This is a genomic window from Bradyrhizobium sp. S3.2.6 (assembly GCF_040546885.1).
Taxonomy (GTDB): Bacteria; Pseudomonadota; Alphaproteobacteria; order Rhizobiales; family Xanthobacteraceae; genus Bradyrhizobium; species Bradyrhizobium cytisi.
Genome location: NZ_JBEPOS010000007.1, coordinates 153,930 through 178,652, shown reverse-complemented (window position 1 = coordinate 178,652; position 24,723 = coordinate 153,930). Strand labels below are relative to the sequence as shown.

Below are 24,723 nucleotides of genomic sequence, written 5' to 3'. Positions count from 1 at the left end.
GGGCCGCTACGCCTTCAACTCCACCGTCTTGAACTCCGCAGGCAAAATCACCTCCAGTAACTCCACGTCGTCAGAATAATCCAAGATCATGTGCTTGATCTTCGGCGGCTGGGTCCAGGCGCTGCCTTCCTTCATCAAGGTCTCGCCCTGCCCGTCCATGTAGGTCTTCACCCAGCCCTTGAGCACGTAGACCATCTGGAAGTCGACGTCGTGGAAGTGCAGTTTTGAGACCTCGGCAGGATCGCAGGGGCCTTGCAGGCGGATCACATGGGCTTGCGCGAGGCCATGGCTTGCAGCGGCGATGCCGAGGTCGCGGTATTTTGCGTAGGCGCGCAGGCCGTCGGCTTTGAAATCTTCCTCGCGATGGTGGCTGATGGCGATGCGCTGCTTCGGGCGCGCGGGTTTCTTCGTTGTGGCCTTGGTTGTTGTCTTGGCGGGCGTCGTGCGCGCCTTCGCTTTCACGGCTTTGCGCGCGGAGGATCGCGCGGCGGATTTGGCGCCGCTCCGCTTCTTCACCGCAGTCTGGGCTGCGCTGCGCGATTTTGTTTTCTTGCTTGTTTTCTTGCTTGTCTTCTTGGCCATGGGCCGGCCTCCCCTGGTGTTATCGGGAAAGGCTAGCACGGAAACATATCTCGTAGGGTGGGCAAAGCGGGAAGCCTGCCCACCATTGCAAATGGAAGCGCGGAGAGATGGTGGGCACGGCGCGCGAAGTGCGAGCGCCTTTGCCCACCCTACCGCACCGTCCAAGCCCTCAATTCAGCCGGAACACGCCATCCACGGCGCGCAGCTCGGCGGGCTTGATCAGCTTGGAATGCGCGACCGTCACCGAGTGAAGCGGGCCGTCGAGCTTCTCTTCCCAGAACGCCAGGAAATCCTTCAGCGCCGGGAATTTCGGAAACATGTCGTAGTTCTGCCAGACATAGGTCTGAAGCAGCGAAGGATGATCCGGCATCCGATAGAGAATCTGTGCCGTCGTCAGCCCGTAACCCAATAGCTGTTTCCGGAAATCGTCGGAAACGGCGCCCGCCCGCAAGCCCATGCCAACCTCCTTTGCAGGAGCGCATATTCAGGGATGGCTTGCCGGTACGCTGCTGACGAGCCACCCGGTGGAGATGCGCTCACATGAGAGAAATGTGACGCAAACTGACAATCCATCTCAAGCCCAAAAGTTTAACAAGCTGTTGAAATTCAATGCGTTAGCAGCAGACGCGGCTCCGTGCTAATACGGCCCCAAGGGCCCTCCAAGACCGGTTAACGATGGTAAAGGGATTCTGGCAGACAGGCCTTCTGAGTGCCGATTTTTCTGCTAGAAGCCCTTGCCCCCGCAAAATTCCTGTCCTATTTCAGCCTCACCTGTGCTAGCACTCGTGGGCACAGACTGCTAACGCCTAAAAATTCCCATACCGTGCAACTACTTAGGAGGACTGCATGAAATTCCGTCCGCTTCACGACCGCGTCGTGGTCAAGCGCATCGACGCAGAAGAGAAGACCGCCGGCGGCATCATCATTCCCGACACTGCCAAGGAAAAGCCCTCGCAGGGCGAAATCGTCGCCGTCGGCCCTGGTGGCCGCGACGAAGCCGGCAAGCTGATCCCGATCGACCTGAAGGTCGGCGACCGCGTGCTGTTCGGCAAGTGGTCCGGCACCGAGGTCAAGATCGACAACGTCGACCTGCTGATCATGAAGGAAAGCGACATCATGGGCGTCCTCGACGTCCCCGCTTCCAAGAAGAAGGCGGCCTAACAGCCCCCTCTCTCCCCCAGCTAAACCCCTCAAGGAAAAATCCAGATGTCAGCTAAAGAAGTCAAATTCGGCGTAGATGCGCGCGACAAGATGCTGCGCGGCGTCGACATCCTCGCCAACGCGGTGAAGGTCACGCTCGGTCCCAAGGGTCGCAACGTCGTCCTCGACAAGTCGTTCGGCGCTCCCCGCATCACCAAGGACGGCGTCACCGTCGCCAAGGAGATCGAGCTCGACGACAAGTTCGAGAACATGGGCGCGCAGATGGTGCGCGAAGTCGCCTCCAAGTCCGCCGATGCGGCCGGCGACGGCACCACCACTGCAACCGTGCTTGCTGCTGCGATCGTTCGTGAAGGTGCCAAGTCGGTTGCCGCCGGCATGAACCCGATGGACCTGAAGCGTGGTATCGACCTGGCCGTGGAAGCCGTGGTCGCCGACCTCGTCAAGAACTCCAAGAAGGTCACCTCGAACGACGAGATCGCCCAGGTCGGCACCATCTCGGCCAACGGTGACGCGGAGATCGGCAAGTTCCTGTCCGACGCCATGAAGAAGGTCGGCAACGAGGGCGTCATCACCGTCGAGGAAGCCAAGTCGCTCGAGACCGAACTCGACGTCGTCGAGGGCATGCAGTTCGACCGCGGCTACATCTCGCCCTACTTCGTCACCAACGCCGACAAGATGCGCGTTGAGATGGATGACGCCTACATCCTCATCAATGAGAAGAAGCTCTCCTCGCTGAACGAGCTGCTCCCGCTGCTCGAGGCCGTGGTGCAGACCGGCAAGCCGCTGATCATCGTCGCCGAGGACGTCGAAGGCGAAGCGCTCGCGACCCTGGTCGTGAACCGTCTGCGCGGCGGCCTGAAGGTCGCGGCCGTCAAGGCTCCGGGCTTCGGCGATCGCCGCAAGGCCATGCTGCAGGACATCGCGATCCTGACCGGCGGCCAGGCGATCTCGGAAGATCTCGGCATCAAGCTCGAGAACGTCACGCTCAACATGCTCGGTCGCGCCAAGAAGGTGATGATCGACAAGGAGAACACCACGATCGTCAACGGCGCCGGCAAGAAGGCCGACATCGAGGCGCGCGTGGCCCAGATCAAGGCGCAGATCGAGGAAACCACCTCGGACTACGACCGTGAGAAGCTCCAGGAGCGTCTCGCCAAGCTCGCAGGCGGCGTCGCGGTGATCCGCGTCGGCGGCGCGACCGAGGTCGAGGTGAAGGAGCGCAAGGATCGCGTTGATGACGCGATGCATGCGACCCGCGCGGCTGTCGAGGAAGGCATCGTCCCGGGCGGCGGCGTCGCCCTGCTCCGTGCTTCCGAGCAGCTCAAGGGCCTGCGCACCAAGAACGACGACCAGAAGACCGGCGTCGAGATCGTGCGCAAGGCGCTGTCCGCGCCCGCTCGCCAGATCGCGATCAACGCCGGTGAAGACGGCTCGGTGATCGTCGGCAAGATCCTGGAGAACAAGACCTACGCTTACGGCTTCGACTCCCAGACCGGCGAGTACGTCAACCTGGTCACCAAGGGCATCATCGACCCGACCAAGGTGGTCCGTACCGCGATCCAGAACGCAGCCTCGGTTGCGGCGCTGCTGATCACCACGGAAGCCATGGTCGCCGAGCTGCCCAAGAAGGGCGGCGCCGGTCCGGCGATGCCCCCGGGCGGCGGCATGGGCGGCATGGACTTCTGATCCAGCCACTCAGGCAAACGTTGAAGTGCGAAACCCCGGCAGCGATGCCGGGGTTTTTGTTTTGGGCCCGTCATTCCGGAGCGCGCCCGCTTGGGCGCGAGCCCGGAATGACGGCCCCTTACCCCACCTTCCCCATCCGTTCCGGGCGCAGCTCGCCTCTGGAATCGAGCGACCAGAAGATCCGCGTCACCTTGCCGACCAGATTGTCCATCGGAATAAAACCCATCGCCGACTTGAAGCGGCTGTCGGTCGAGTTGTCGCGGTTGTCGCCGAGCGCGAAGAAATGGCCTGGAGGCACGGCGTAGACTTCGGTGTTGTCGACAAAACCATTGTCGACACAGTCATACGTGACGTAGCTCGCGCCGTTCGGCATCGTCTCGCGCCAGCGCTTCACCTTTGCACCGACCTCGCCGCCGCAGGCGGCGCCGGCGGACACGTCCTTGAGCGCAACGCGCGTCACCGGCTGGTCGTTGAGGAAGAGCTGCCCCTGCCGCATCTGGATGCGATCTCCGGGCAGCCCGACCACGCGCTTCACATAATCGACAGACGTATCTTTCGGCGACCGGAATACGACGATATCGCCGTAGGCGGGATCGGCGGCGCGAAAGCGGCCGGAGATCCATGACGGCGCGAAGGGAAACGAGTAGCGGCCGTAGCCGTAGGCATATTTGGCGGCGAAGACGTAGTCGCCGACCACCAGCGTGGGCGTCATCGAGCCGGACGGGATGTTGAACGGCTGATACAGGAAAATTCGAAGCAGGAACGGTGGCGACCACAGCACGGGGACGAGCAGGATCAGGATGACGATCGCCTTCCATTCGCTGGATCTGGCGCGCGGCCGGTTGGTGCTCTCAAGAGTGGTCATCGCCTGCCCTGCCCGGGATTGTCGTCGCCACAGGATTGCGCAACCTATGGGCGCGCGCAATCCCGGGCCTACTTGAGTTGGTCGTCAATTTGCGAAGCTGCGTTCAAAGGGCCGCCTGCTGGCGATCAACTGCACGACATGTCCTGGAAACACGTTCTCACCCAGTCGATCGTCACGCGCGTTGCTGCGTCGCGCTTGAGGTGGTTCTGCACGAGCAGCCAGACGTCGCGGCGCTTCGGCAGCAGCGTCGCGCGCAGGCGGCGATCACCGAGCAGATCCGCGCAAACATACTCCGGCAACACGCCGGCGACCTGATACGAGCGGATCAGGTTACGGATGACCCGGACGTTGTCGGTGACGCAGCGCGCGCGGGCTTGCCTCGTGCGCAGGAATTGCATCTCGGGAATGTCACCGAGCTCGTCCGGATAGGCGCACAGCACCGGCTCACCCTCGGTCGTAACAGGCTCGAAATAATAGATGCTGATATCGCCGAGCCTGGAGATCGCAAAGTCACCTTTGTCGGGCTTGCGCAGCCGGATGGCGAGATCGGCTTCCCAGCGCGAGAAGTTGACGTTCTCGCTCGAGGTGAGGAATTGCAGCGTCAGGCCGGGATTGGCGCGCAGGAAGTCGCTCGCGCGCGGCGCCAGCACCTCCTCGGCGACCGTGTTGGTGGAGGCGATGCGCAGGCGTCCCACCGGACCTGCCAGGCTCTCACTGAGGCGACCGATCTCGGTGGCATGTGCGGCCATCGCCTCGACATGGGCCAGCACCGCCTCGCATTGCCGCGTCGGCCTGCGGACGCCGTCGGCGGCCTCGAACAGACGCAAACCGAGCGCACGCTCGATGCGCGACAGCCTGCGCCCGACCGTGGTCTCGTCGATGCGCAGCCGCGCGCTGGCGCCCGCATAGGTGCCCTCGTCCCTGACCGCAGCGATGATGCGCAGATCGTCCCAGTTCATCGACCGAGGCTATACCGGCCGGAAGCAGCCTGCAATATCGCAGCCACCCGCTGCAATTTCCCTGCATATCGGCAGGCATTCCCGGAGCTATGTTTGCCGCGCCTCTTGCCCCCGGAGATGTCAAAGACCATGACGACCGCAAAGACCCTGCTGCAGCTCGCCGGTGCCGATCTCAACCCGCCGCGTCTCGGCGACGCCGCGCTGGTGCTGATCGATATCCAGAACGAATATCTCGCAGGCCCGCTCGCCTTGCCCGACGCCCGGCCCGCGATCGCGCGGGCGGCTGCACTCCTGGCACGGGCCCGCGAGAGCGGAGCCGCGATCGTCCATATCGCCCATCGCGGCAAGGCCGGCAGCCTGTTCGATCGCGGCGCCGACCGCGGCGCCATCGTCGCCGAGCTCAGCCCCCGCGCCGGCGAGCTGGTGATCGAGAAGGAGTTGCCGAATGCGTTTGCCGGCACGGATTTGCAGGCGCGCCTTGCCGCAACCGCCAGGAAGAACATCGTACTGGCCGGTTTCATGACGCATATGTGCGTCAGCTCCACGGCGCGCGCCGCGCTCGACCTCGGCTTTCGCACCACGATCGATGCCGACGCCTGCGCCACGCGCGATCTGCCTGACGGGCGCGGCGGCACGCTGGACGCCCGGACCGTCCACGAGGTTGCACTCGCCGAGCTATCTGACCGCTTCGCGATCATCGCGCGCGGCGATGCGCTGACATAACGGAGCAACGCGATGCTGCAACTCTATTTCTCGCCGATGGCCTGCTCGCTTGCGAGCCGCATCGCGCTGATGGAAGCTGGCCTCGATGCGCGCTATCACCTGGTGCATCTCGCGAGCAAGACAGTCGCGGACGACGACAGCGATTTTCGCGGCATCTCGAAGGGCGCGGTGCCGGTCCTGGTGCTGGAGAACGGCGAGCGGCTGACGGAATGCGCGGCGGTGCTGCAATACATCGCCGACCTCAACCCTGAGCGCGGCCTTGCTCCGCGGCCGGGCGAAGCGGATCGCTACCGCCTGCAGGAATGGCTGAGCTTCACCGGCGCCGAGATCCACAAGGCGTTCCTGTTTCCGACCTTCTGGTACAAGGACGAGGGCTCGCTCGCCAAGCCGCGCGCGAGGATCGCTCAGACCTTGTCGGTGCCGGCAGCACATCTTGCCGATCGTGAATTCCTCGTCGGCGACAGCTTCACCGTTGCCGATGCACATCTCACCTGGGCTTTGCTGCTGCTCCGTGCCGCAGGCGTCGACATCGCGCAATGGCCGTCATTGTCGGCCTATCTCGAACGTATGCGGGCGCGGCCCATGGTGCGGGAAGCGATCGCCACCGAGACGGCGCTGCGCAAGGCCATGGCGGCTTGAGCGCGCCTCAGTCGACCCGCGCCAGCACCGCGAGCCTGCGGATGCCCTTGTTGCGATAGGCGTCGAGGAACGCGTAATAGTCCTTGAACGACACGCAGCCGTTGGAATCGCCGTTCGGCCCGAGCATGAAGGTGTGCGCGAGCAGACCGTCGCGGCCGTAGATCGCGTTCTCGCCGCCGACCGGGGTCAGCCGCAGCGCCGGCACGCCGTGGAACAGCGCTTCGCGCGGCTTCAGCTCGTAGATGTGCGGCGGGGTCACGCCGCGCATGCGCACGCGCGAGGAACGGGGATCATCGAGGTTGGAGCCCAGGCCGGAATGGGCCTCGAGCCTGGTGCCATCGGGCAGATACACAGTCTTCGCCGTGATGTCGTAGACCGCGGTCGAGCGGTCATAGGGCGGCGAGCCGCCCAGCATCGGGTTCTGCTCCTTCGGCGCGATGGAAGCGGTCACGCTGGCATCGGCCGAAGCATAAGCAAGCAAGCCGCCGGACGGCTCGCGCTTGCCCCAGAGCTTTTCAACCATCGACTGGCGCGGACCGGTGATCGACATCACCGCGGCCTTGGCGCGATCGGCAAACGACTTTGGCTTCGCTTCGGGCGCCGGCACGATCTCGGCCGGATCGGCCGACGCGAGCTGCACCGGCGCGTCAGCGCGCTTGGTCTTCGCGGCGTCCGCGATCTTCTCGGCAGCCTTGGCCGGGCTCTTCAGCACGTCCGCGACCCTGGCGACGACGGTCGGCTTCGCCGCTTCCTTGGCGTCGGCGACCTTCGCCGCAGGCGCAGCGCTCGCCGCGTTGGACTCGACGCCCTGCGTCGCTGCGGCGGCAAAGCGCTCGTTGAACATCTCGCGTGAAATCGGTGCAGCCACCTGCAGCCGGTCGGGCAGCAGCGCAAAGGTGTCCCGGATGGCCTCGCCCGCCTCGCGCAGCGCAACCTTGGGCGCACGCTTGACCACGGGCTCGTCGTAGCCGGAGCTGCCGACGGTCGGATAGACGCTGGCGGCGAAGATGTTGTTGTAGACGGTCCAGCCGGCAAGCACGACGCAGCCAATCACGGCCGCGCCGAGCACGTTTTGGGTGGTCATTTTCCGGGAAGACTTCCGATGAGAATGCTTATTCGGATTCTTGTTCGGATTCTTGGGCTTCCGTGCCGCGTAACTTTGCGCAGCGATACTCGTACTCATTCGCCTTGCGTCCAGGACGGTGTCACTCAGTCCCCCTTCGAAGTGCCGCTGGTCACGTTCCGGGAACAGCATCTCGCAGAGGGTCGGAGCGTCATTAAGGCGACTTTTAGTTAAATGCGGATTAAGTTCGGGCGTATGTAGGGCAGGTCGTTAACGCTGTGCCATTTCGAGAAAAAAGCCCGCAGAACTACGGACTTAGGCGAAGCTGTTAACCATACTTCTCGGCCGGTTCGGCACGGTGGGCGGACGTCTCCGGCCGCATCTTTGGACGCACCAACCAAGTCGTTTTCGTGGTCATCAATATCCGAAAGATAGCGGGGATACGTTGCGCGAGGCTGGTGCGTTCAACTGCAAATGTCAGCACAACGGCGGCAGCAGATCACGCACATCACACATCGCGCGACGATCGCTCGCGGCACGGCGCGCCTTGACTGAAAGTTGATCGCGCCGGGCTGGAAATGGACGCAGCGACAAAATAGCTACCCAAAGGGAGGCTGGCATGAGAGGGATTTCGCGCGGCGGGTTTTGCGCCCTGGCGTGGTCATTTGTGTTGATCGGATCTGCAATTGCACAGCCGGCCGCCAATGCGGGCTGCACGGCAACACCATCGGCCGCGGGGACGCAGACCTGGCGCTGCAACAACGGCATCACGATCGTCGCAGAAAGTGGCGCCAGATTTGAACTGAACGACGCCAACCGCGACGGACATATTGACTCCGTGGAGTTGAGCAGCAAGGCGCTGCTGGTCGAGGTGCCCAAGAAGCCCGGCGGCAATCCCTTCAAGGTGCTGACGCCGCAGGCGATCGCCGCCGTCCGCGGCACCAAATGGGCGGTCGATGTCGCCGAGGCCAAGACCTCCGTGTTCGTCGCCAACGGCCGTGTCGGCGTGGCCCGCAGGGCGGCGCGTGGACGCGGCGTGGTGCTGGGCCCCGGCCAAGGCGTCGACGTGGAAGCGGCGGGTCCGCTGACCGTCAAGACGCTGACCGTCAAGACATGGGGCCAGCCGCGCGTCGACGCGCTGATGGCAAGACTCGGCCAATAAGGCCTGCCCGGTCGGGCCGGGATAGCAAAGAAGATTGCAGTACGACGGCATGAAGCGACGCGTTCAAATTCTGGTGGCACTTGTCCTCACTGCGCTGTGGGGCGCGGGCATCTATGCGGGTCACGCCAACGGTCATCTGCGCTTTCTCGATCGGCTCGAGGCGACGCTGACGGATTGGCGAACACAGGTCCGCGGCGTGCAAGCTCCGCCCGACCTCGTCACCATCGTCGCCGTCGACGATACCGTGGTGAAACGCGGCGGCAGCTATCCGCTGCCGCGCGCCGACCTCGCCCGCGTCGTCGACACCATCGTGCAGTTCAAGCCGAAGGTCGTCGCGATCGACCTGCTGCTGATCGACCGCAGCGCCGCGATCGGCGACGCCACGCTGGCTCACACGCTTGCCACCGGTCCCGTGGTGCTCGCAGCCGCCGCGATCTTCCCGAGCGCGAGCGAGACCGTGGCGTCCGGAAGCGCAGGCCCGCTCGCCGGCCTGCCCCAGGCCGAGCGCTTCCTGCTGCCTTTGCCGGCGTTCGCCGATCACGCCGAGGTCGGAATCGTCAACGTCGCGACCGGGCAATCGGGCTCGCCGCTCTCGGTGCCGATGCTGTTCCGGACAGACGACAAGGTCGAGCTGTCGTTTCCGCTGCGGGTCGCAAGCCGCGCACTCGACAAGCCACTGATGATCGCGCCCGATCATCTCATGCTCGGCGATCGCACAGTGCCGACCGACACCGGCTTTGCGCTGCCGATCACCTATTACGGGCCGCGCCGCACCATCCGCACCGTGAGCGCACAGAGCATTTTCGACGGCACGCTCGACCGCAAGGCGATCGAGAACCGGATCGTCGTGATCGGCGCCGCCGTTGCCGGCGGCGGCGACTTCTTCCCGACGCCGTTCGATTCCCTGATGCCCGGCGTCGAGGTGATCTCGACCGCGATCACGCATCTCGTCGCCGGCGACGGCATCGTGCGCGACCGCAGGGTTCACATCGTCGACGCGCTCACCGCGATCCTGCTGCCGATGCTGCTGGTGGGCCTGCTTGCCTGGCGCCGGAGCGCGGTCGGCTTCATCGTGGCAGCCGCGGTGATGGTCGCCTGGGCCGGGCTCAATCTGTTCGCGTTCACGCGCGGCGTCTGGCTCGATGCCGCGACCACGCTCGCGGCTGCGGTGCCACCGGTCGCACTGTTCGTTGGCGTACAATTGTGGGCAGGAGGCCGCCGCACGCAATATCTCGCCGCCAAGAGCCGGTCGCTGGCGCAATTCCAGGCACCGGCCGTGCAAGCGTGGCTCGCACGCGATCCCAATTTCCTGGCGAAGCCGGTCCGGCAGGATGCGGCCATCGTCTTCATCGATCTCTCCGATTTCACCGCACTGAGCCAGCAGATCGATCCGGACGAACTCCAGGACATCCTGCAAGCGTTCCACGCGCTGATCGACCGGGCCGCGGTCGATTGCGGCGGCATGATCACCAGCTTTCTCGGTGACGGCGCCATGATCCTGTTCGGCCTGCCGAGCGCGATGCCGGATGACGCGGCGCGTGCGCTGAAATGTGCGATCGACCTGCATCGCGGCGTCGAGCGCTGGATGGCGTCGCTGCCAACAGCGATCGGCGGCCGGCTCGGGTTCAAGATCGGAGCGCATTTCGGCCCGATCGTCGCCTCCCGTCTCGGCGAGAGCCACCAGCACATCACGGCAAACGGCGACACCGTCAATCTCGCGAGCCGGCTGATGGAGGTCGCCGCGCAAAACCATGCGCGGCTCGCATTGACCGACGCGCTGCTCGATGCGGCCGACTTTCACGGGGCCCCCGACGGTGTCCTGTCGGGCCCCCTGCACACGCAGATCCGTGGCCGCTCCGGCGTCGTGACCGTCTGGTTCTGGCGCGACCAGGACAGGCCGAGCCAGGCCGCGGCCAAGGTCGAGATGATCGACTGAGGCGGCTGGCGCGTCCGCCTATTGCCGCTTGCGCCTCAGCACGCCCAGGCCGCCCAGCTTGCCGCGCGACATCAACTCGCGGAAACTGTCGTTGAGGAGGATCTCGTCGACTTCGTCCGAGATCAACTTCGCCTCGGCCTCGGTCATGACGTTGGACGTGAACGAGCCGCTCACCTTCATGGCGTTGAGCACATCCTTGACCAGGGGCGCGCCGTTGGACGGGATCTCCGGCGGCTGCCAATCGAGATCCTCGATCACGAACAAGCCGCCCGGCTTCAGCGAGGGGAACAGCACGCCGAGTGTCAGGTGCTGGTGCACCGAGGCGTGAGAGCCGTCGTCGATGACGATGTCCAGCGGCTTTTCCTTGGCCGCCAGCTGCTCCAGCATGCTGCGATCGCCCTGATCGACGCGATGGATCCTGACCCGCGGATGGGAGAACCAGCTGAAATCCTCGATGTCGGCGCCGATGACCTCGGCATTCGGGAAGTAGTCCAGCCACATCTGCAGCGACGGCACCTCATCCTGAGTCCAGCCTTCGACCCGCCCCCGGCACAGACCGATTTCCAGGATGCGAATGGGTTCAAGGGCCTTCGATCGGAACAGCTCGTGATAGATTCGCGTATAGTGATGGGCGAGCTGGCCCTTGTAGACCGCGCCCTTGTCGGAATCGTATTTCGCCGCAAGCTGCGTCAACCAGTTCGGCTCGAGCACCAGCTTCTTGAGATAGCCGGCCACGCTCTGCTCGGGGACCGCATCGAAGCGCAGCCCTCTCTCGGCCCACATTTTTCCCCAGAGATGGACACCCGTTACACGGGAATCGCTCAAGAGATCGAAGCCGGCCCGGCCTTCGGCGGCAAACAGATCCACTTCACGCCAGTCGATCGCGTTGAAGATCGTCGGCGGGAGAATCGAGGATTGGAGCTCCTCGTCGCCTGCCACGAGCAGATATTCGCTCAGCAACAGCGGCCCCACCGCGCCGTATTCGACACGCTTTTCGCTGAACATCCGCTGCAGCGACAGCGCATACAGATTGGCCATGTGAGGCGAGCCCTTGGGCGCGCGCATCACGTCGCCGACGCACACATGCCCGTTCTCGACTCCCGACCATTGCGCGGAAAACACGTGCTCCCTGCCAAAATCCAGGGGTTTCACGAGCACGATGTCCGTATCGAGCCACCAGCCGCCGAATTCATGAAGAACGGCATAGCGGAAGATGTCGCTGAAGTAGCGGATCTCGCTGTTCAGGACGGCATGCTGGTAGATCGCACCCGGGACGAGATCTCCGGCGTCGACCACCATGACGCCGGGCGGCACACGTGCCTGCATGGCGCCAACATTGTCGTAAGTGTACAGCTTCACCGGATGGCCCTGCCGGACCATCGATTGAAGCGAGAGACGCGACATCTCGCTCAGCGGCGCATTCGACCAGAAGCAGTGAATGGGGTCGCGGGCTTCTCCCGACCCCGGGCGGCTTTGAAGATGCGGATTGAATTGCCTTGTGAGCGCATTCCACCCGTTGCGAGGGACAGAACGGCACTCCGCAAGGAATGGCAATTTCTGATAAGCGCGAGCGATCAGAAAGCAAAGGCTCGCCTGGTTGACGTGTCCCGCCCTGTTCAAGGCGTTGCCAAAATTTTCCCAGACAGTCGGGTCAACCGGATCAAGCGCGACCGCCCGCTGAAACGCCTCGAACGCCTGTTCTTGAAGTCCCTTCCCTTGCAGAGCGGTCCCGAGCGTTGCGAGATAGGTCGCCTTCATCTCGCTCGTGAGAGCGCGGCAAGCCCATTCCACGGCGGCGTCGTAATTCCCGTTGAGCAGGGACACGCCAGCCATCAGATGAAGCAAGCCGGCATGGTTCGCGTCTGAGGCCAGCCCTTCCCGGCAACGGGCTTCGGCTTGCTCAAGCTCACCCGTTTTCAAGTGTTGAAGGCAGATCTTGTAGTATTCATCCCGCGTCGGCGAAGACGGCTCTGTCGAGATCTCGTTTGCTCTTGCGAGAGTGCCGTCGTGATAATTCATCGGGGACCTTCCGGATCAAGGGAGAGCGGGCAGCAACCCGATTCCCGAGCCTGCAGGAAGGTTGCCGATTCTCAATTATTCCCTGGAGCTTGCTCGAAGCTGGGCGCCGCCTTCGCCTCGGCACGCCGGCGCGTGGCGAATCAAGGGAGCGGTTGATATGCCTCAACCAGCGATCGGCGCTTTATCCGATCTTTGAAGCTGGCCCTTGCATGAAGAACTTTGTCGTCAACCTCAACCGTCAGCCGGAGAAGTACGAAAGCTTCTTGAGACTGAATGCCGGGTCGAAGATCGCCTTCGAACGATTTGAGGCGTCCGATGGCGCATCGTTCTCATCGCAGGATGCGCTTGGGATGAACCTGGTTGTGCCCGGAGCACAGTTCACGCCCGGTGCCGTCGGCTGCGCGGCCTCACATCTCCGGATCTGGCAACAGACGGCTCAATCCGAAGTGCCGGCGCTCGTGTTCGAGGACGATGCGATTGTCCGCGATGACATCACCGAGCGTCTGGATTTCCTTCGCCGTCTCAAAGACTGGGATTACGTCGCGCTCGGCTACAATACGGACTCCGTTCTCGAACTTGAGCTGACGCCCGGCTTCAAGTCCGAGATGGTGTTCACGCCCAAGCAGCCAAGCGACGAAAGCGCGGCGGTTTTTCGGAGGTCAAGCGCAGAGGTCGCCGCGTTTCGGCTCGTCAATTGCTTCGGCACGGCAGGTTATGCGGTTTCGCCCCGAGGCGCGAAGAGACTTCTGGAGCTCTGTTTTCCGATGGAAAACCGGTTTCTTCGGGTTGCGGCGCTCAATCGCACCATCCCGGTGATGGGGGTCGATGGCATGATGAACTTCATCTACAATTCGATCGAGGCCTTCGCCTGCCTCAGCCCGCTTGTCATTCCCAAAAACAACAACGCCGTCTCGACAACCGTTCCGACCGGTGAAATCCCCCGCTGGTGAGTGCCGCGAGGTGCGCCCGGTTCAGGGCATAAGTTCGGGCGGCGGCGAGCGGTCCAGCACATCGCCCTTGGCGCCCTCAAGCAGATCGACGCCGTAGGTCTCGACCACGAGCGGGCCGCGCTTGCGCTGCAGCTCGGCGACACGCGTCACCTGCGTGAAGAGGTCGTTCAGGAACGGATGGCCGCCGGGGCGCAGCTCGTCGACATAGATCAGCTTGCCCGCGAGCAGCTTTGGATCGGGCTCGGGCATGTTGACCCAGCGGATGCGCTGGTTCTGCTGCACCACGCAGGTGCCGCGCGGCAGATAGAAGGCGAGCCAGCCAGTGGTGCCGTAATCCGGCGTGAGCACGCAAGGCGCACCGCTGCGGACACGCGCCGCTTCGACGTTAGCTGCGAGCTCGCGCCAGCCGACGCCGACGCTGCGCACGGTCGCATCGCGGCGATAGCCGGACAGCAGCCCCGTATTGGCCTGCAGGATCAGTGCGGCAAACATCACGATGCCGGTGGGCGCGGCCCAGCGCAGGCAAAAATCCACCAGGCGTCGCGCACGCGGTTTCCACTGTACGAGGTTGGCTGCGGCAGCGGCGGCAACGACGAACGGCGGATAGACCGGCGCAAACCAGTTGGCCTCGACGCGGGCGTGCAGCGAGTGCCAGACGAAATAGGCGACGATGGTCCAGAACATCGTCTCGATCAGCACGCGCGAGGCGAGCGCGCCTGCCCGGCGCCAGGTCAGCGCATGGAGCCCCATCGCGCCAAGGATGAAGACCAGCGGGGTCGCAAATGCAATCTGGGTCGGGATCAGCTCGGCAATGAAGACCGGGCGAAAATCCTCGATCCTGGCGCGCCCGAGCTGCTTGACGAACGAGACCCATTGATGATCCGCATTCCAGAGGATCACCGGTGAGAACAGCGCGAGCGCGACGAGGCCGCCGAGATAGGGCCAGGGCGAGAGGAACCAGCGCCGCAGTTTCGGCACGGAGGCGAGCCAGATCAGGATCGCGGCACCAAAGAACATCGCAGTGTACTTTGACAGCAGCGCCGCGCCGATTGCGGCGCCGACCGCAAGCCACCAGATACCGCGACCGGTCTCCAGCACTTTTGCGAGGAAGAACAGCACGAAGCTGGAGGCGACCAGCAGCGGCGCATCCGGCGTCACGATCAGCGTGCCGACCGAGGCCATCATCGTCACGTTGAGCAGGATCGCGCTGGTCGCCGCCACGCGGGCACCGCCGAACAGGATCGCGGCCGAACGATAGATCGCATAGCTCATCGGCAGCGCGAGCAGGATCGAGACCAGACGAACACCGAGCTCGGTGTCGCCGGCGATCATGGTGCCGGCGCGGATGACGTAAGCCACCATCGGCGGATGGTCGTAGTATCCGCCCGCCAGGTTCTTCGACCACATCCAGTAATAGGCTTCGTCGAAGGTGATCGGAGTGAAGGCGGCCGCGACCAGCCGCAGTGCGACCAGCGCAAGAATCACCAGCGCCGTATTGCGGACGATCCGCGCGTCAGCCCCGCCCATACAAGCTTCCTTGCAAGCCTTGACGCGCTATTTCTTGCGCCAGACGAACAGTCCGGACATCGCGTAATTCCACACTACGCCCATCAGCGCGCCGGCGAGGCCCGCCAGCCACCAGATCGGCTCCTGGTCGTAGACCGAGAAAGCAACGCCGACATTGGCGAGCAGGCCGACGCTGCAGACGATATAGAACATGATCAGGCCGCGCAGGATCGCAAAGCCCTTCAGCCGCTGGTCGCGATAGGTGAGGAAGTTGTTGAGGACGAAGTTGGTGGTCATGGCGACGATGGCGCCGGCGGCCTGCGCCTCCGCGAACGGCACCTTGATCAGCTGGAGCGCGATGAACAGCGTGGTGAGATGCACCACGAGGCCGATGCCACCCACCATCGCGAACAGGATGAAACGCAGCGAGACGATATCGTTGGTCAGCTTCGCCAGCACCAGGCCAAGGAAGTCGAGCGCCACCATGGAATCGAGCTTGCTCTCGCCATGCTGGCGGGCGCCGAAGGTGTAGGGAATCTCGACCGCGCGCAAATTGCCCTGCGCGCTTGCGACGAGATCGAGCAGGATCTTGAAGCCGTGCACCGACAGTTTTGGCGCCAATTGCTCGAAACGGTCGCGGCGAACCATGAAGAAGCCGCTCATGGGATCCGCGATCTCGACCCGGAGCATCTTCCTCGCGACCTCGGTCGCCAGCGCACTGGCGCCGGCGCGCTGCTTGTTGAAACCTTCGCTCTTGTAGCCCTCGATGTAGCGGCTGCCGACGACGAGGTCGGCCTGATCGCTTGCAAGCAGCAACAGCATCTTCGGCAGCTGCGTCTCGTCGTGCTGGAGGTCGGCGTCGATCACGGCGGCGTAAGGCGCGCTGGAGGCCAGGATGCCCTCGATGCAGGCGCCCGACAGGCCGCGGCGGCCGATACGGCGGATGCAGCGCACGCGGCTGTCCTGCAGCGCCAGCGCCCGCACCACATCCGAGGTGCCGTCGGGCGAATTGTCGTCGACGAACACGACCTCCCAGGCGACGTTGACGAGCGTCGCCTCCAGCCGCCGGTACAGCACCGTGACGTTATCGCGCTCGTTGAAGGTCGGGACGATGACCGACAGTTCGGGCCCCTCTTGAGCCTGGCTGTCGACGCCCGGTCTGATCGCTTCGTTCATGACGGCAGCGTATAACCGCCGCGTCGTGTGATGCCAAGCCGGGGGTCTGGGGGAACGGCCCAAAGGGGCCCTAAAATGCCAACGACCCCGGAACGGCGGACCGCGCGTACATCCGGCGCGAGCCCAAGCTATTCCAAGGTCGTCCCAGCAACGGAGAATGTCACTCAACGTTGCCGTTATGAACTAAATGGGGACGACACTGCCGCTTCGCAAGGGGCTGAAGCGCTCTTTTTCGGGCCGCTACTGGTTCGGGACTTCCCGGATCACGGGGCCCCGCGGCGCCGGCGCCGCAGGGGCTGCGGGCGCCATGGCGGAAGGGGCCGGCTCGACCTTCGCCGGCTTCGGCGGCTTGCCGTACTGCCCGATCGGCCCGAAGACGACGGCGACCGCAAGCACGACCGCCGCGACGATCGCGCCAAAGATGCCACCTACCGACTCAGACGACATGCCAGCCCGTCCCCGTTCCAGATGCAGCCAGTCATACCACGGATGAACACGCGGCCGGAAGGGCTTGGCGAAGGGAGCGAATGGTGAATGGCGAGTAGCGAATAGGGCAGGCCCGTCTTTCGTCCCTACTCGCCATTCGCCATTCGCCACCCCCTCATTTCTGCGGCGGCCGGTGCTTGACGAAGGCGGTCACGATGTCCTTTTGCGCCGCCTCCACCGCTCTGTTCGCGGTCGCGAGATGGGCGCCGGATTCGATGTTCGGATATTGGGAGGTGAGATAGTCGAGCAGCGCCACCCGGTAATATTGCCGCTCCGACGGACAGGCTCCCGCAACCGACCGGCCGAAATCCTGTTCCGACAGTCCCTGATTGCTGTCGCGCGAATATTCCCGCGCCAGGCAATGCCAGTAATCGTCGCGGCCCTGCATAGCGAGCTTCTGCGCGCCCTTCGCATCGTCATCGTCAGCCAAAGCCGCAGATGTCATGGCAGCAGATGTCATCATGACGAGTGCCGCTCCCAGCATCAGCGTCCGCATCTTGTTTCTCCTTTTTGCGCAGATTTCTTCGCGAGCTTAGACGGGACACGACAACTGGCCAATCACTTCTGGTTTGACTAGGATGCAGACCTCCCCTCCCCGTCGATGCGAGATCCCTCCGTGGCCAAAGCAAAAACCGCGACCAAAAAATCCGGCAACATCTTCATCGGCATCGGCGGCTGGACCTTCGAGCCCTGGCGCGGCGTGTTCTATCCGGAGAAGCTGACGCAGGCGAAGGAGCTATCCTATGCGGCCTCGAAGCTGACCTCGATCGAGATCAACGGCACCTATTACGGCTCGCAGAAGCCGGAGAGCTTTCGCAAATGGGCAGCCGACGTGCCGGATGGTTTTGTGTTCTCGGTGAAGGGGCCCCGCTTTGCCACCAACCGCCGCGTGCTCGCCGAGGCCGGCGATTCCGTCAAGCGGTTCTATGATTCCGGCGTGCTGGAGCTCGGCGACCATCTCGGGCCCGTGCTGTGGCAGTTCGCGCCGACCAAGAAATTCGACGGCGCCGATTTCGGCAAGTTTCTGGAGCTGTTGCCGCGCAAGCTCGAGGGCCGCGCGCTGCGCCACGTGGTGGAGGTGCGCCACGACAGTTTCTGCACGCCTGATTTCATCGCGCTGATCCGCGAATTCGGGACGCCCGTGGTGTTCGCCGAGCACGGCAAATATCCTGCCATCGCCGACGTCGCCGGCGATTTCGTCTATGCCCGGTTGCAGAAGGGCAATGACGAGATCAAGACCTGTTATCCGCCGAAGCAACTCGATGCCTGGGCCGAGCGCTTTCAGGCCTGGGCCGCGGGAGGTGAACCCGACGATTTGCCGAAGGTCGACAAGGCGAAGCCGAACAAGGAGCCGCGCGACGTGTTCGCCTATGTCATTCACGAGGGCAAGGTGCGCGCGCCGCACGGCGCCATGGAGCTGATCGCGCGGGTGAGCTGAGGATCATTCATGGCCAGAGCGAAGAAGCTCTTCACCATTGGCTATGAGCAGACGCCGCCCAAGGCCGTGCTCGATGAGCTTGAGCAGGCCGGCGTCAAGCTTGTGGTCGACGTGCGCGCGGTAACATCGTCGCGGCGGCCGGGCTTTTCCAAGAAGCAGCTTGCCGCAGGCTTGGACGAACGCGGCATCGCCTATGTCCACCTTGCAGCGCTGGGCACACCCAGGGAAGGCCGCCTCGCCGCCCGCAGCGGGCAATACGTTGCGCTGGAGAAGATCTACTCACAGCACTTGAAGGAGCCTGAGGCGAGAGAAGCGATGGACGAGCTCTCGGCGCTGGTGAAGAAGGCCGGTCCCGTCTGCCTGCTCTGCTACGAGCGCGACCACACCCACTGCCACCGCCAGATGATCGCGGAGATCATCGAGGAGCGCGATGGGGTGGCGGTGAAGAATCTGGCGGGGCGGCAGGTGTAGCTACTCTCGTCATTCCGGGGCGTGCGCAGCACGAGCCCGGAATCCATCGAGCCTCAGAGTTGGTGGATGAATGGATTCCGGGCTCACGACTTCGTCGCGCCCCGGAATGACGAGCGGAGACAGCTCGCGCGCGCCCCGGAATGACGACTTACCCCTCCCCCGCCAGCTTGAACGTCCCCTCCATCATCTGCACGCAGCTGCCGCCGACATGGGCGGAGACGATCTTGCCGTCCTGCTTGCGCACGCGCGTTTGGAGGATGCTGGGCCGGCCCATGTCAAAGCCCTGGCCGACCGTGAGCTTCAATTCACCGTCGCGCGTGGAATCGAGATCGGCGAACAGGGCGGCGGCCGCGACCGTCGCACTGCCGGTGGCGGGATCCTCGGTGAGACCGCTGGCGCCGCGCATGAACATGCGCGCCTGGCGCTCGCACGGCGCCTCCGTCGCGGGCACGTCGCGCGTGTAGAACCACACCGAGCGGGCCTCGTCGCGCGGCAAGACCCTGCCGAACGCGGCCGCGTCGGGCCTCCCTCGCTTGAGCGCATCGCGCGAATGCAGCTCCGCCACCAGGAACGGCGTTCCGACGCCGACGACTTGCGGCGCATGGTGATCGGTCCTGATGTCATCGGCAGTCAAGGAGATGCAGGCTGCAACGTCGGCGGCGGAAACCTCCGCCAGTCGCGACAGCGGCTGCGGCGCGGTGAGCTCGGTGCTGACCACCCTTCCTTGCTCCCGCACGATATCAACCGGGACCAACCCGGCTATCTCCTCGAACAGCAATCGCGGCTTCGGATCTTTCGCGAGGCTCGCCAGCACGAAGGAGGTGCCGACATTCGGATGGCCGGCGAACGGCATCTCCCTTACCGGCGTGAAGATGCGCACCTCGGCGTCGTTGGCCTTGTCGCGCGGCGGCAGCACGAAGGTCGTCTCGGAATAGTTGAACTCGGTCGCGATCGCTTGCATCTGCTGCGTGGAAAGCCCAGCGGCGTCGAGCACCACGGCAAGCTGGTTGCCGCCGAAGGCGCGGTCGGTGAACACGTCGACGGTGATGTAGCGGCGCTGCATGCAAAATCCTCACGCAAATGGCGGCCGCCTCCGGCCGCCTCGCGCAACACTCTACAAGCCCTCAACATCGCCCGTCATGCCCCAAAATTCGGTGCAATCGGAGCAATCGCCGATGAGAGATCAGAAGCGAAAGAGAGGTCGCGGTGATGCCAGAACTTGCGCGCGCTCGCTCCTGTCGACAATCAGCGTGTCGAGGAATTGCCGGTTTTTCGCGTAGCTCTGCGTCGCCTCGAACTGCGTGTGCGGCCAGTCGCTGCCCCACAGCAGGCGATCGAGGCCGTAGGCACTGCGCAGCAGCGGATAGGCCTCCTTCGCAAAACTGTCGCCCGCAGCACCGTTGCGATACGGCGCTGAGATCTTGACCCAGATGTTCTTCGTCGCCCCTAACTTCAGCACGGATTGAAAGCCGGGATCGGTGACGCCGAGTTTTGGATCAGGCAGCGCGTAGTGATCGAGCACGACGGTGACGCCGCGATCGAGCAACTGCGGCGTGAGCACGGCGAGATCGGAGGCATTGCGCTGGATCTCGACCTGCCAGCCCATCGATTTCACCTTCGCCAGCAATCCCTTCCATTCACCCGCGGCGAGATCGGGCAAGGGCTGACCGACGAGATTGAGGCGAATGCCGACGATGCCGGCGCGATCGAGCTCGCTCAGCTCGTCTGCAGAGACCTTGGGATCGACGACGGCAATGCCGCGCAGGCGGCCGTTGGCCTGCTTCAGGCAGTCGACGAGATAGGAATTGTCGGTGCCGAGAAAGCTCGGCTGCACCAGCACGCCATTGGTGATGCCGTTATGGTCGAGCTGCTCGAGATAAAGCGACAGCGGCGCGTCGTAGTCCGGCGCATAACGCCGGCCCGGCGCGAGCTTGAGCTCGCGATGGAACACATGAGCGTGGGTGTCGATAACGGGCAAGGCCGCCTCACTCCTTGCTGTGGTCGCGACCGCGGTGGCAAGCGATGCGAGGCCCGCACCAAACTGGCGGCGCGTCAGGCCGTGTTGGGGCAATGTCATGGTCGCTCCTCCCCATTCCCGTCAGACGCGCGCCGGCGCGGTTTGCTCGAACACCTTGCCGCGGGTCTCGGGCAGGAGCAGCACCGCGATCAGCACCAACGCATAGGCAAACGCCGCGTCGATGCCGATCGCGGGCCCGAGACCGATGCGATCACTGAGGAAGCCGACCAGGAAAGGAAACGCGGCGGAGACGACGCGGCCGAAATTGTAGCAGAAGCCGACGCCGGTGCCGCGCACGCCGGCCGGATAGAGCTCGCTGAACAGCGCCGCCATGCTGGCGGGAATACCGGCCGAGAAGAAGCCGAGCGGAAAGCCGAGCACCAGCATCTCGCCATTGGTCAGGGGCGCAAAGATGTAGACCAGCACGGTGGCGATGCAGGCGCTGGCAAAGAACGCGACATTGGCCCTGCGGCCGATCCGGTCGCTGATGATCCCGCTGGCGACGCAGCCGCAGAAGAAGGCGACGATGATGACGGCGAGATAGAAGCTGGAGCCGAGCACCGACAGGTGGCGCACCTCGCGCAGGTAAGTTGGCAGGAACGTCGTCAGCGCGGCATAGCCACCATGGGCGCCGATACCGAACAGGCCGCCGACCAGGGTCGAGCGCAGCACGTCGCGGTGGAAGATGCCGGCGAGCGTGGCGAGGAACCGTGTTTCTGCGTCCCTTGCAACAGCGCGCGGCGGCTCCTTCAGCCCACGGCGGATGAAGATGATGAGGAGCGCCGGCAACAAACCGATCGCAAACAGGATGCGCCAGGCGATGTCCGCCGGCGCGTAGGTGAAGACCAGCGCCGACAACAGCACCGCCGCGCCCCATCCGATCGCCCAGGCGCTCTGCACCGAGCCGAGCGCCTTGCCACGATGCTCGGGACGAATGATTTCGGCCATCAACACCGCGCCGACGGCCCATTCGGCGCCGAAGCCGAGGCCCTGGACGGCCTTGAGGATCAGAAGCTGGGTGTAGCTCATCGCAAACGCGCAGGCGAACGTCGCCAGCGCAAAGGTCAGAACCGTGATCTGGAGCGCCTTGACGCGGCCGTAGCGATCGCCGAGCGCGCCACCGAGCCAGCCGCCGAATGCGCCGAAGAACAGCGTGACCGAGCCGAGCAGGCCGGCATCGGCCTTGCTGATGCCGAAGGCCGCGATCAGCGCGGGGATGGCAAGGCCGAACATCTGGACGTCGAGCGCATCCAGCGCCCAGCCGCCAAAGCTTGCCCAAAAGGTCCGCTTCTCGAGCGGCGAGCATTCGCTGTACCAGTTTGACATTGTTTCCCCTGTAATCGTTTATTGCTTGGTGTCGTTGAAAGTCGTTGTCACCGGATCTCGGCGTGGTAGCGGAAGCGATCCGCGGGCCCGCGCGAGCGGCGCCATTCGATCGGCCGCCGCTCCAGATCGAGCGCGAGGCGCTCGATCACGATCAGCGGCGCGTGGGCCTCGAGCCGCAACAATCGCGCCTGCATCTCGTTGGCGGCCTCGACCGTCAGGATTTCCTCGGCGGAGACCACGACCTCGCCGCAACGCTCCTCGTAGAGCGGATACAGCAAGTCACCGAACTCGGCCGTGTCGATTTCGAGGATTTTTGCGAAACGCGATTGCTGGAGCCAGATTTCTTCGGCAAGCAGCGGCACGTCGTCGATCAGCCGCAGGCGCGACAGACTGATCACGGCTTCGCCGACCGGAATACGCAAAGCCGATGCCACGGCCGATGTCGCCGCTACGCTTTTGCGCCGGATGATGCGGCTCTTCGGCACGCGCCGCTCGCCGCTTTCGGACTGGAAGCGGAAGAAACGGAACAGCGAGGAGTTGAAGCGCGCGCGGCGCACGAAGGTGCCGCGGCCCTGCTGCCGCTCCAGCACGGCGTCCCCGACGAGCTGGTCGATTGCCTTGCGCACGGTGCCGATGGCGACGCCGTAATGGGCGCCAAGCTCGGCCTCCGACGGAATCGGCTCGCCCGGCCGCCATTCATTGCGGTTGATCCGCGCCGCGAGGTCGTCGCGCAGGCGCTGGTAGCGTGGCAGGCGGTCGTCGCGCGGGACTGAATTCATATAGTCATATAGATGACTAGATGAAAGGGGAGTCAAGCGCTACCTTGATACCGCAAGGCCGGAGTCCTCGCGGAACGAGCGCGAGGCCGGGTTGCGGACTTCGCCAACCCGGCCTCGCCTGTGTCGATCGTCAGTTCGTGGTCTTGGGCATGCAGGGCGGCTCCTTGTAGGGCGCCGTGGCATAGGCGCCCACTGCGGGAGCCCTGACGCAATCCGCCGTTGCGTGGGTTGACGCACGCCGCACGGGCGCGACATCGCGGGCGGCTGCGGCCTGGGTTTGATAGACGGAAGCGGCGATCAGGGCGGCTGAGACGAAGGTCAGTCGAGTCATGGATTTCCTCCGCGTGACAAACGGACATCGACAGGTTTTCGACGTCCTGAGTGCAAGAGCGGAATGTCACGTGAAATATTTCAGCCGCGCGTTCAAAGAAACGCGAGCAGCGTCCCTCATCCCAGTTGAAACACCGCGACCGGCTGCTCGTAACCGCGCACCGTGACCTCGCCGAGCGCGACCGCATCCTCGCCGTCGTCGCCCAGCGCCTCGCGCACGGACGCGGAGATTAGGAGCTGCGAGCCGAACTCCTTGTTGAGCGCCTCCAGGCGCGAGGCGAAGTTTACGGTGTCGCCGATCACAGTGTATTCCTTGCGCCGGGGCGAGCCGATATTGCCGGCGACGACCTCGCCGAAATGGATGCCGATGCCGATACGCAGCAGCCAGCTCGTCTGCGCATTGATGTGGTCCATCGCGGTCAGCATCTCGCGGCCTGCGGCGACCGCACGATGCGCTGCATCGGACGCCTCCAGCGGCGCGCCGAACAGAGCGAGAAAGCCGTCGCCGAGAAACTTGTTCACGATGCCGCCGTGGCGGTCGAGAACATCGACCAGCACCGCGAAAGCGCCGTCGAGCCGGTCGACGACCTCCTGCGGCGTGCGCGACTGCGCGCCGGCGGTAAAGCCGCGGAAATCGACGAACATCACGGCGACACGGCGAAGATCGCCCGCAGCGCTGGTGCCTTCCGCCATCAGCCGCTCGACCACCTGCGGCGAGACGTGCTGGCCGAACAGATTGGTCACCCGGTCGCGCGCGGTGGCCGCCGCGATGCTCGCGGCAAACTGCCGCCGCAACTGTGCGCCGACGGAGCCCGCCAGCACGCCGCAGACCAGGATGACAAGGCTACGCACGGCGTGGAAATAGATCAGCGGTTCGCCGGCGTCGCTGGCTGAATTGTAATACAGCGCGACGGCCAGCAGCCCGGCTGCGGCGACAAATCCCGTGAAGGTGGACAGCCAGAAATCGAGCCGCAGCGTCGAAAGAATGACGAAGATGAAATAGGCCAACGGCAACACGAAGCCGAGTGCCTGGCTTGCACCCATGCTGCGGATCTGGAGGATCAGAATGAGCGTCGGCAGCGACGTTTCGATTGTTGCACCGATATAGCGCCTGATCACCGGCAGGTCGCGATCGAGCTTGAGGTTTCGCCTGATCTGGCCGTGGACCCAGACCTCGAAGAGCAGGAAGCCCACCAGGAGGACGTATTCGCGGAATATGCCCTCCGTCCCGCGCCAGATCCGGTTCACGATGGCAGGGTCGATCACGAAAGTTGCCGTGAGCAAGACCATCATGACCAAGCCGGTGGCGATCAGCGCCTTCACCCGCACCAGCTCGGTACGCAGCACCTCGCGCGTCAGCTCGCGCTCGAACGCCTCCGACAAGACGGCTTTCTGCCGGGCTTTCCCACTGACCAAGCTGACCATTCTACCCCCTCGATTCCGGGGCAG

The 24,723-nt window shown here is 64.2% G+C and carries 26 protein-coding genes; 10 read left to right on the top strand and 16 right to left on the bottom strand.

The window, feature by feature from the left end:
• Nucleotides 1–6: 6 nt before the first annotated feature.
• Nucleotides 7–582, bottom strand: coding sequence for a cupin domain-containing protein (locus tag ABID58_RS16065; protein ID WP_354033334.1), 576 nt, complete (start codon nucleotides 580–582; stop codon nucleotides 7–9).
• 169 nt (nucleotides 583–751) lie between these two features.
• Entirely contained in the window at nucleotides 752–1,039 is a 288-nt protein-coding gene (locus ABID58_RS16060; RefSeq protein WP_148751551.1) for an usg protein, read from the bottom strand.
• 389 nt (nucleotides 1,040–1,428) lie between these two features.
• Between ABID58_RS16060 and ABID58_RS16055 the strand changes: the two genes are divergently transcribed.
• The gene (locus ABID58_RS16055) at nucleotides 1,429–1,743 is read left to right on the top strand and encodes a co-chaperone GroES (RefSeq protein ID WP_027518760.1); all 315 of its coding nucleotides are present in this window, start codon (nucleotides 1,429–1,431) and stop codon (nucleotides 1,741–1,743) included.
• A gap of 45 nt (nucleotides 1,744–1,788) precedes the next feature.
• On the top strand, nucleotides 1,789–3,429 hold the full coding sequence (gene groL / locus ABID58_RS16050) for a chaperonin GroEL (protein WP_148751550.1): 1,641 nt from the start codon (nucleotides 1,789–1,791) through the stop codon (nucleotides 3,427–3,429).
• Between the two features lie 118 nt (nucleotides 3,430–3,547).
• On the opposite strand, the gene lepB is transcribed toward groL, so the two are convergent.
• Nucleotides 3,548–4,294 carry a signal peptidase I gene (lepB, locus tag ABID58_RS16045; protein WP_354033333.1) on the bottom strand — a complete coding sequence of 249 codons (747 nt, stop codon included), beginning with the start codon at nucleotides 4,292–4,294 and terminating at the stop codon, nucleotides 3,548–3,550.
• 125 nt (nucleotides 4,295–4,419) lie between these two features.
• A complete protein-coding gene (locus tag ABID58_RS16040) occupies nucleotides 4,420–5,253 on the bottom strand; it encodes a LysR family transcriptional regulator (protein ID WP_354033332.1) in 834 nt (277 codons plus the stop codon).
• A 129-nt stretch (nucleotides 5,254–5,382) separates the two neighbouring features.
• Between ABID58_RS16040 and ABID58_RS16035 the strand changes: the two genes are divergently transcribed.
• Nucleotides 5,383–5,976 carry a cysteine hydrolase family protein gene (locus ABID58_RS16035; RefSeq protein ID WP_354033331.1) on the top strand — a complete coding sequence of 198 codons (594 nt, stop codon included), beginning with the start codon at nucleotides 5,383–5,385 and terminating at the stop codon, nucleotides 5,974–5,976.
• Nucleotides 5,977–5,988: 12 nt separating this feature from the next.
• Nucleotides 5,989–6,615 carry a glutathione binding-like protein gene (locus ABID58_RS16030; protein ID WP_354033330.1) on the top strand — a complete coding sequence of 209 codons (627 nt, stop codon included), beginning with the start codon at nucleotides 5,989–5,991 and terminating at the stop codon, nucleotides 6,613–6,615.
• A gap of 7 nt (nucleotides 6,616–6,622) precedes the next feature.
• Here the strand turns inward: ABID58_RS16030 and ABID58_RS16025 are convergent, their stop codons facing one another.
• Entirely contained in the window at nucleotides 6,623–7,699 is a 1,077-nt protein-coding gene (locus tag ABID58_RS16025) for a DUF2778 domain-containing protein (RefSeq protein ID WP_354033329.1), read from the bottom strand.
• A 598-nt stretch (nucleotides 7,700–8,297) separates the two neighbouring features.
• Between ABID58_RS16025 and ABID58_RS16020 the strand changes: the two genes are divergently transcribed.
• Entirely contained in the window at nucleotides 8,298–8,840 is a 543-nt protein-coding gene (locus ABID58_RS16020) for a FecR domain-containing protein (RefSeq protein WP_354033328.1), read from the top strand.
• A gap of 49 nt (nucleotides 8,841–8,889) precedes the next feature.
• A complete protein-coding gene (locus ABID58_RS16015; RefSeq protein WP_354033327.1) occupies nucleotides 8,890–10,776 on the top strand; it encodes a CHASE2 domain-containing protein in 1,887 nt (628 codons plus the stop codon).
• Between the two features lie 18 nt (nucleotides 10,777–10,794).
• On the opposite strand, the gene ABID58_RS16010 is transcribed toward ABID58_RS16015, so the two are convergent.
• Entirely contained in the window at nucleotides 10,795–12,180 is a 1,386-nt protein-coding gene (locus ABID58_RS16010; RefSeq protein ID WP_354033326.1) for a glycosyltransferase, read from the bottom strand.
• Between the two features lie 75 nt (nucleotides 12,181–12,255).
• On the opposite strand from ABID58_RS16010, the gene ABID58_RS16005 reads away from it, so the two are divergent.
• A complete protein-coding gene (locus tag ABID58_RS16005; RefSeq protein ID WP_354033325.1) occupies nucleotides 12,256–12,642 on the top strand; it encodes a hypothetical protein in 387 nt (128 codons plus the stop codon).
• 242 nt (nucleotides 12,643–12,884) lie between these two features.
• Complete coding sequence (locus tag ABID58_RS16000) at nucleotides 12,885–13,745, top strand: glycosyltransferase family 25 protein (protein WP_354033324.1); 861 nt, start codon at nucleotides 12,885–12,887, stop codon at nucleotides 13,743–13,745.
• A gap of 21 nt (nucleotides 13,746–13,766) precedes the next feature.
• On the opposite strand, the gene ABID58_RS15995 is transcribed toward ABID58_RS16000, so the two are convergent.
• The 4 genes from ABID58_RS15995 to ABID58_RS15980 form a co-directional block, all read right to left on the bottom strand.
• Nucleotides 13,767–15,272 (bottom strand): glycosyltransferase family 39 protein, encoded by a 1,506-nt coding sequence (locus ABID58_RS15995; RefSeq protein ID WP_354033323.1) that lies wholly within the window; start codon nucleotides 15,270–15,272, stop codon nucleotides 13,767–13,769.
• 27 nt (nucleotides 15,273–15,299) lie between these two features.
• Nucleotides 15,300–16,427 (bottom strand): glycosyltransferase, encoded by a 1,128-nt coding sequence (locus ABID58_RS15990; protein ID WP_354033322.1) that lies wholly within the window; start codon nucleotides 16,425–16,427, stop codon nucleotides 15,300–15,302.
• Nucleotides 16,428–16,667: 240 nt separating this feature from the next.
• Nucleotides 16,668–16,874 (bottom strand): hypothetical protein, encoded by a 207-nt coding sequence (locus ABID58_RS15985; protein WP_354033321.1) that lies wholly within the window; start codon nucleotides 16,872–16,874, stop codon nucleotides 16,668–16,670.
• A gap of 154 nt (nucleotides 16,875–17,028) precedes the next feature.
• Nucleotides 17,029–17,409 carry a hypothetical protein gene (locus ABID58_RS15980; RefSeq protein WP_354033320.1) on the bottom strand — a complete coding sequence of 127 codons (381 nt, stop codon included), beginning with the start codon at nucleotides 17,407–17,409 and terminating at the stop codon, nucleotides 17,029–17,031.
• A 105-nt stretch (nucleotides 17,410–17,514) separates the two neighbouring features.
• On the opposite strand from ABID58_RS15980, the gene ABID58_RS15975 reads away from it, so the two are divergent.
• Both ABID58_RS15975 and ABID58_RS15970 read left to right on the top strand, forming a co-directional pair.
• Complete coding sequence (locus ABID58_RS15975) at nucleotides 17,515–18,351, top strand: DUF72 domain-containing protein (RefSeq protein WP_148751535.1); 837 nt, start codon at nucleotides 17,515–17,517, stop codon at nucleotides 18,349–18,351.
• A gap of 9 nt (nucleotides 18,352–18,360) precedes the next feature.
• Nucleotides 18,361–18,822, top strand: a complete 462-nt coding sequence (locus tag ABID58_RS15970; RefSeq protein ID WP_354033319.1) for a DUF488 domain-containing protein — start codon at nucleotides 18,361–18,363, stop codon at nucleotides 18,820–18,822.
• A 148-nt stretch (nucleotides 18,823–18,970) separates the two neighbouring features.
• On the opposite strand, the gene ABID58_RS15965 is transcribed toward ABID58_RS15970, so the two are convergent.
• The 6 genes from ABID58_RS15965 to ABID58_RS15940 all read right to left on the bottom strand — a co-directional run bounded on the left by ABID58_RS15965 (nucleotide 18,971) and on the right by ABID58_RS15940 (nucleotide 24,699).
• Nucleotides 18,971–19,885, bottom strand: a complete 915-nt coding sequence (locus ABID58_RS15965) for a PhzF family phenazine biosynthesis protein (protein ID WP_354033318.1) — start codon at nucleotides 19,883–19,885, stop codon at nucleotides 18,971–18,973.
• A gap of 120 nt (nucleotides 19,886–20,005) precedes the next feature.
• A complete protein-coding gene (locus ABID58_RS15960) occupies nucleotides 20,006–20,899 on the bottom strand; it encodes an amidohydrolase family protein (RefSeq protein ID WP_354033317.1) in 894 nt (297 codons plus the stop codon).
• 21 nt (nucleotides 20,900–20,920) lie between these two features.
• Nucleotides 20,921–22,165 (bottom strand): MFS transporter, encoded by a 1,245-nt coding sequence (locus tag ABID58_RS15955; RefSeq protein ID WP_354033316.1) that lies wholly within the window; start codon nucleotides 22,163–22,165, stop codon nucleotides 20,921–20,923.
• A 47-nt stretch (nucleotides 22,166–22,212) separates the two neighbouring features.
• Nucleotides 22,213–22,944 carry a GntR family transcriptional regulator gene (locus ABID58_RS15950; RefSeq protein ID WP_354033315.1) on the bottom strand — a complete coding sequence of 244 codons (732 nt, stop codon included), beginning with the start codon at nucleotides 22,942–22,944 and terminating at the stop codon, nucleotides 22,213–22,215.
• Nucleotides 22,945–23,074: 130 nt separating this feature from the next.
• Complete coding sequence (locus ABID58_RS15945) at nucleotides 23,075–23,275, bottom strand: hypothetical protein (RefSeq protein ID WP_148751529.1); 201 nt, start codon at nucleotides 23,273–23,275, stop codon at nucleotides 23,075–23,077.
• A gap of 116 nt (nucleotides 23,276–23,391) precedes the next feature.
• Nucleotides 23,392–24,699 carry an adenylate/guanylate cyclase domain-containing protein gene (locus ABID58_RS15940; protein WP_354033314.1) on the bottom strand — a complete coding sequence of 436 codons (1,308 nt, stop codon included), beginning with the start codon at nucleotides 24,697–24,699 and terminating at the stop codon, nucleotides 23,392–23,394.
• Nucleotides 24,700–24,723 lie beyond the last annotated feature (24 nt).

Bases quoted from the DNA above. Each gene is read 5' to 3' on its own strand.
- ABID58_RS16065 (WP_354033334.1), bottom strand. From the start codon at position 582: ATGGCCAAGAAGACAAGCAAGAAAACAAGCAAGAAAACAAAATCGCGC.
- ABID58_RS16060 (WP_148751551.1), bottom strand. From the start codon at position 1,039: ATGGGCTTGCGGGCGGGCGCCGTTTCCGACGATTTCCGGAAACAGCTA.
- ABID58_RS16055 (WP_027518760.1), top strand. From the start codon at position 1,429: ATGAAATTCCGTCCGCTTCACGACCGCGTCGTGGTCAAGCGCATCGAC.
- groL (WP_148751550.1), top strand. From the start codon at position 1,789: ATGTCAGCTAAAGAAGTCAAATTCGGCGTAGATGCGCGCGACAAGATG.
- lepB (WP_354033333.1), bottom strand. From the start codon at position 4,294: ATGACCACTCTTGAGAGCACCAACCGGCCGCGCGCCAGATCCAGCGAA.
- ABID58_RS16040 (WP_354033332.1), bottom strand. From the start codon at position 5,253: ATGAACTGGGACGATCTGCGCATCATCGCTGCGGTCAGGGACGAGGGC.
- ABID58_RS16035 (WP_354033331.1), top strand. From the start codon at position 5,383: ATGACGACCGCAAAGACCCTGCTGCAGCTCGCCGGTGCCGATCTCAAC.
- ABID58_RS16030 (WP_354033330.1), top strand. From the start codon at position 5,989: ATGCTGCAACTCTATTTCTCGCCGATGGCCTGCTCGCTTGCGAGCCGC.
- ABID58_RS16025 (WP_354033329.1), bottom strand. From the start codon at position 7,699: ATGACCACCCAAAACGTGCTCGGCGCGGCCGTGATTGGCTGCGTCGTG.
- ABID58_RS16020 (WP_354033328.1), top strand. From the start codon at position 8,298: ATGAGAGGGATTTCGCGCGGCGGGTTTTGCGCCCTGGCGTGGTCATTT.
- ABID58_RS16015 (WP_354033327.1), top strand. From the start codon at position 8,890: ATGAAGCGACGCGTTCAAATTCTGGTGGCACTTGTCCTCACTGCGCTG.
- ABID58_RS16010 (WP_354033326.1), bottom strand. From the start codon at position 12,180: ATGTCGCGTCTCTCGCTTCAATCGATGGTCCGGCAGGGCCATCCGGTG.
- ABID58_RS16005 (WP_354033325.1), top strand. From the start codon at position 12,256: ATGCGGATTGAATTGCCTTGTGAGCGCATTCCACCCGTTGCGAGGGAC.
- ABID58_RS15995 (WP_354033323.1), bottom strand. From the start codon at position 15,272: ATGGGCGGGGCTGACGCGCGGATCGTCCGCAATACGGCGCTGGTGATT.
- ABID58_RS15990 (WP_354033322.1), bottom strand. From the start codon at position 16,427: ATGAACGAAGCGATCAGACCGGGCGTCGACAGCCAGGCTCAAGAGGGG.
- ABID58_RS15985 (WP_354033321.1), bottom strand. From the start codon at position 16,874: ATGTCGTCTGAGTCGGTAGGTGGCATCTTTGGCGCGATCGTCGCGGCG.
- ABID58_RS15980 (WP_354033320.1), bottom strand. From the start codon at position 17,409: ATGCGGACGCTGATGCTGGGAGCGGCACTCGTCATGATGACATCTGCT.
- ABID58_RS15975 (WP_148751535.1), top strand. From the start codon at position 17,515: ATGCGAGATCCCTCCGTGGCCAAAGCAAAAACCGCGACCAAAAAATCC.
- ABID58_RS15970 (WP_354033319.1), top strand. From the start codon at position 18,361: ATGGCCAGAGCGAAGAAGCTCTTCACCATTGGCTATGAGCAGACGCCG.
- ABID58_RS15965 (WP_354033318.1), bottom strand. From the start codon at position 19,885: ATGCAGCGCCGCTACATCACCGTCGACGTGTTCACCGACCGCGCCTTC.
- ABID58_RS15960 (WP_354033317.1), bottom strand. From the start codon at position 20,899: ATGACATTGCCCCAACACGGCCTGACGCGCCGCCAGTTTGGTGCGGGC.
- ABID58_RS15955 (WP_354033316.1), bottom strand. From the start codon at position 22,165: ATGTCAAACTGGTACAGCGAATGCTCGCCGCTCGAGAAGCGGACCTTT.
- ABID58_RS15950 (WP_354033315.1), bottom strand. From the start codon at position 22,944: ATGAATTCAGTCCCGCGCGACGACCGCCTGCCACGCTACCAGCGCCTG.
- ABID58_RS15945 (WP_148751529.1), bottom strand. From the start codon at position 23,275: ATGACTCGACTGACCTTCGTCTCAGCCGCCCTGATCGCCGCTTCCGTC.
- ABID58_RS15940 (WP_354033314.1), bottom strand. From the start codon at position 24,699: ATGGTCAGCTTGGTCAGTGGGAAAGCCCGGCAGAAAGCCGTCTTGTCG.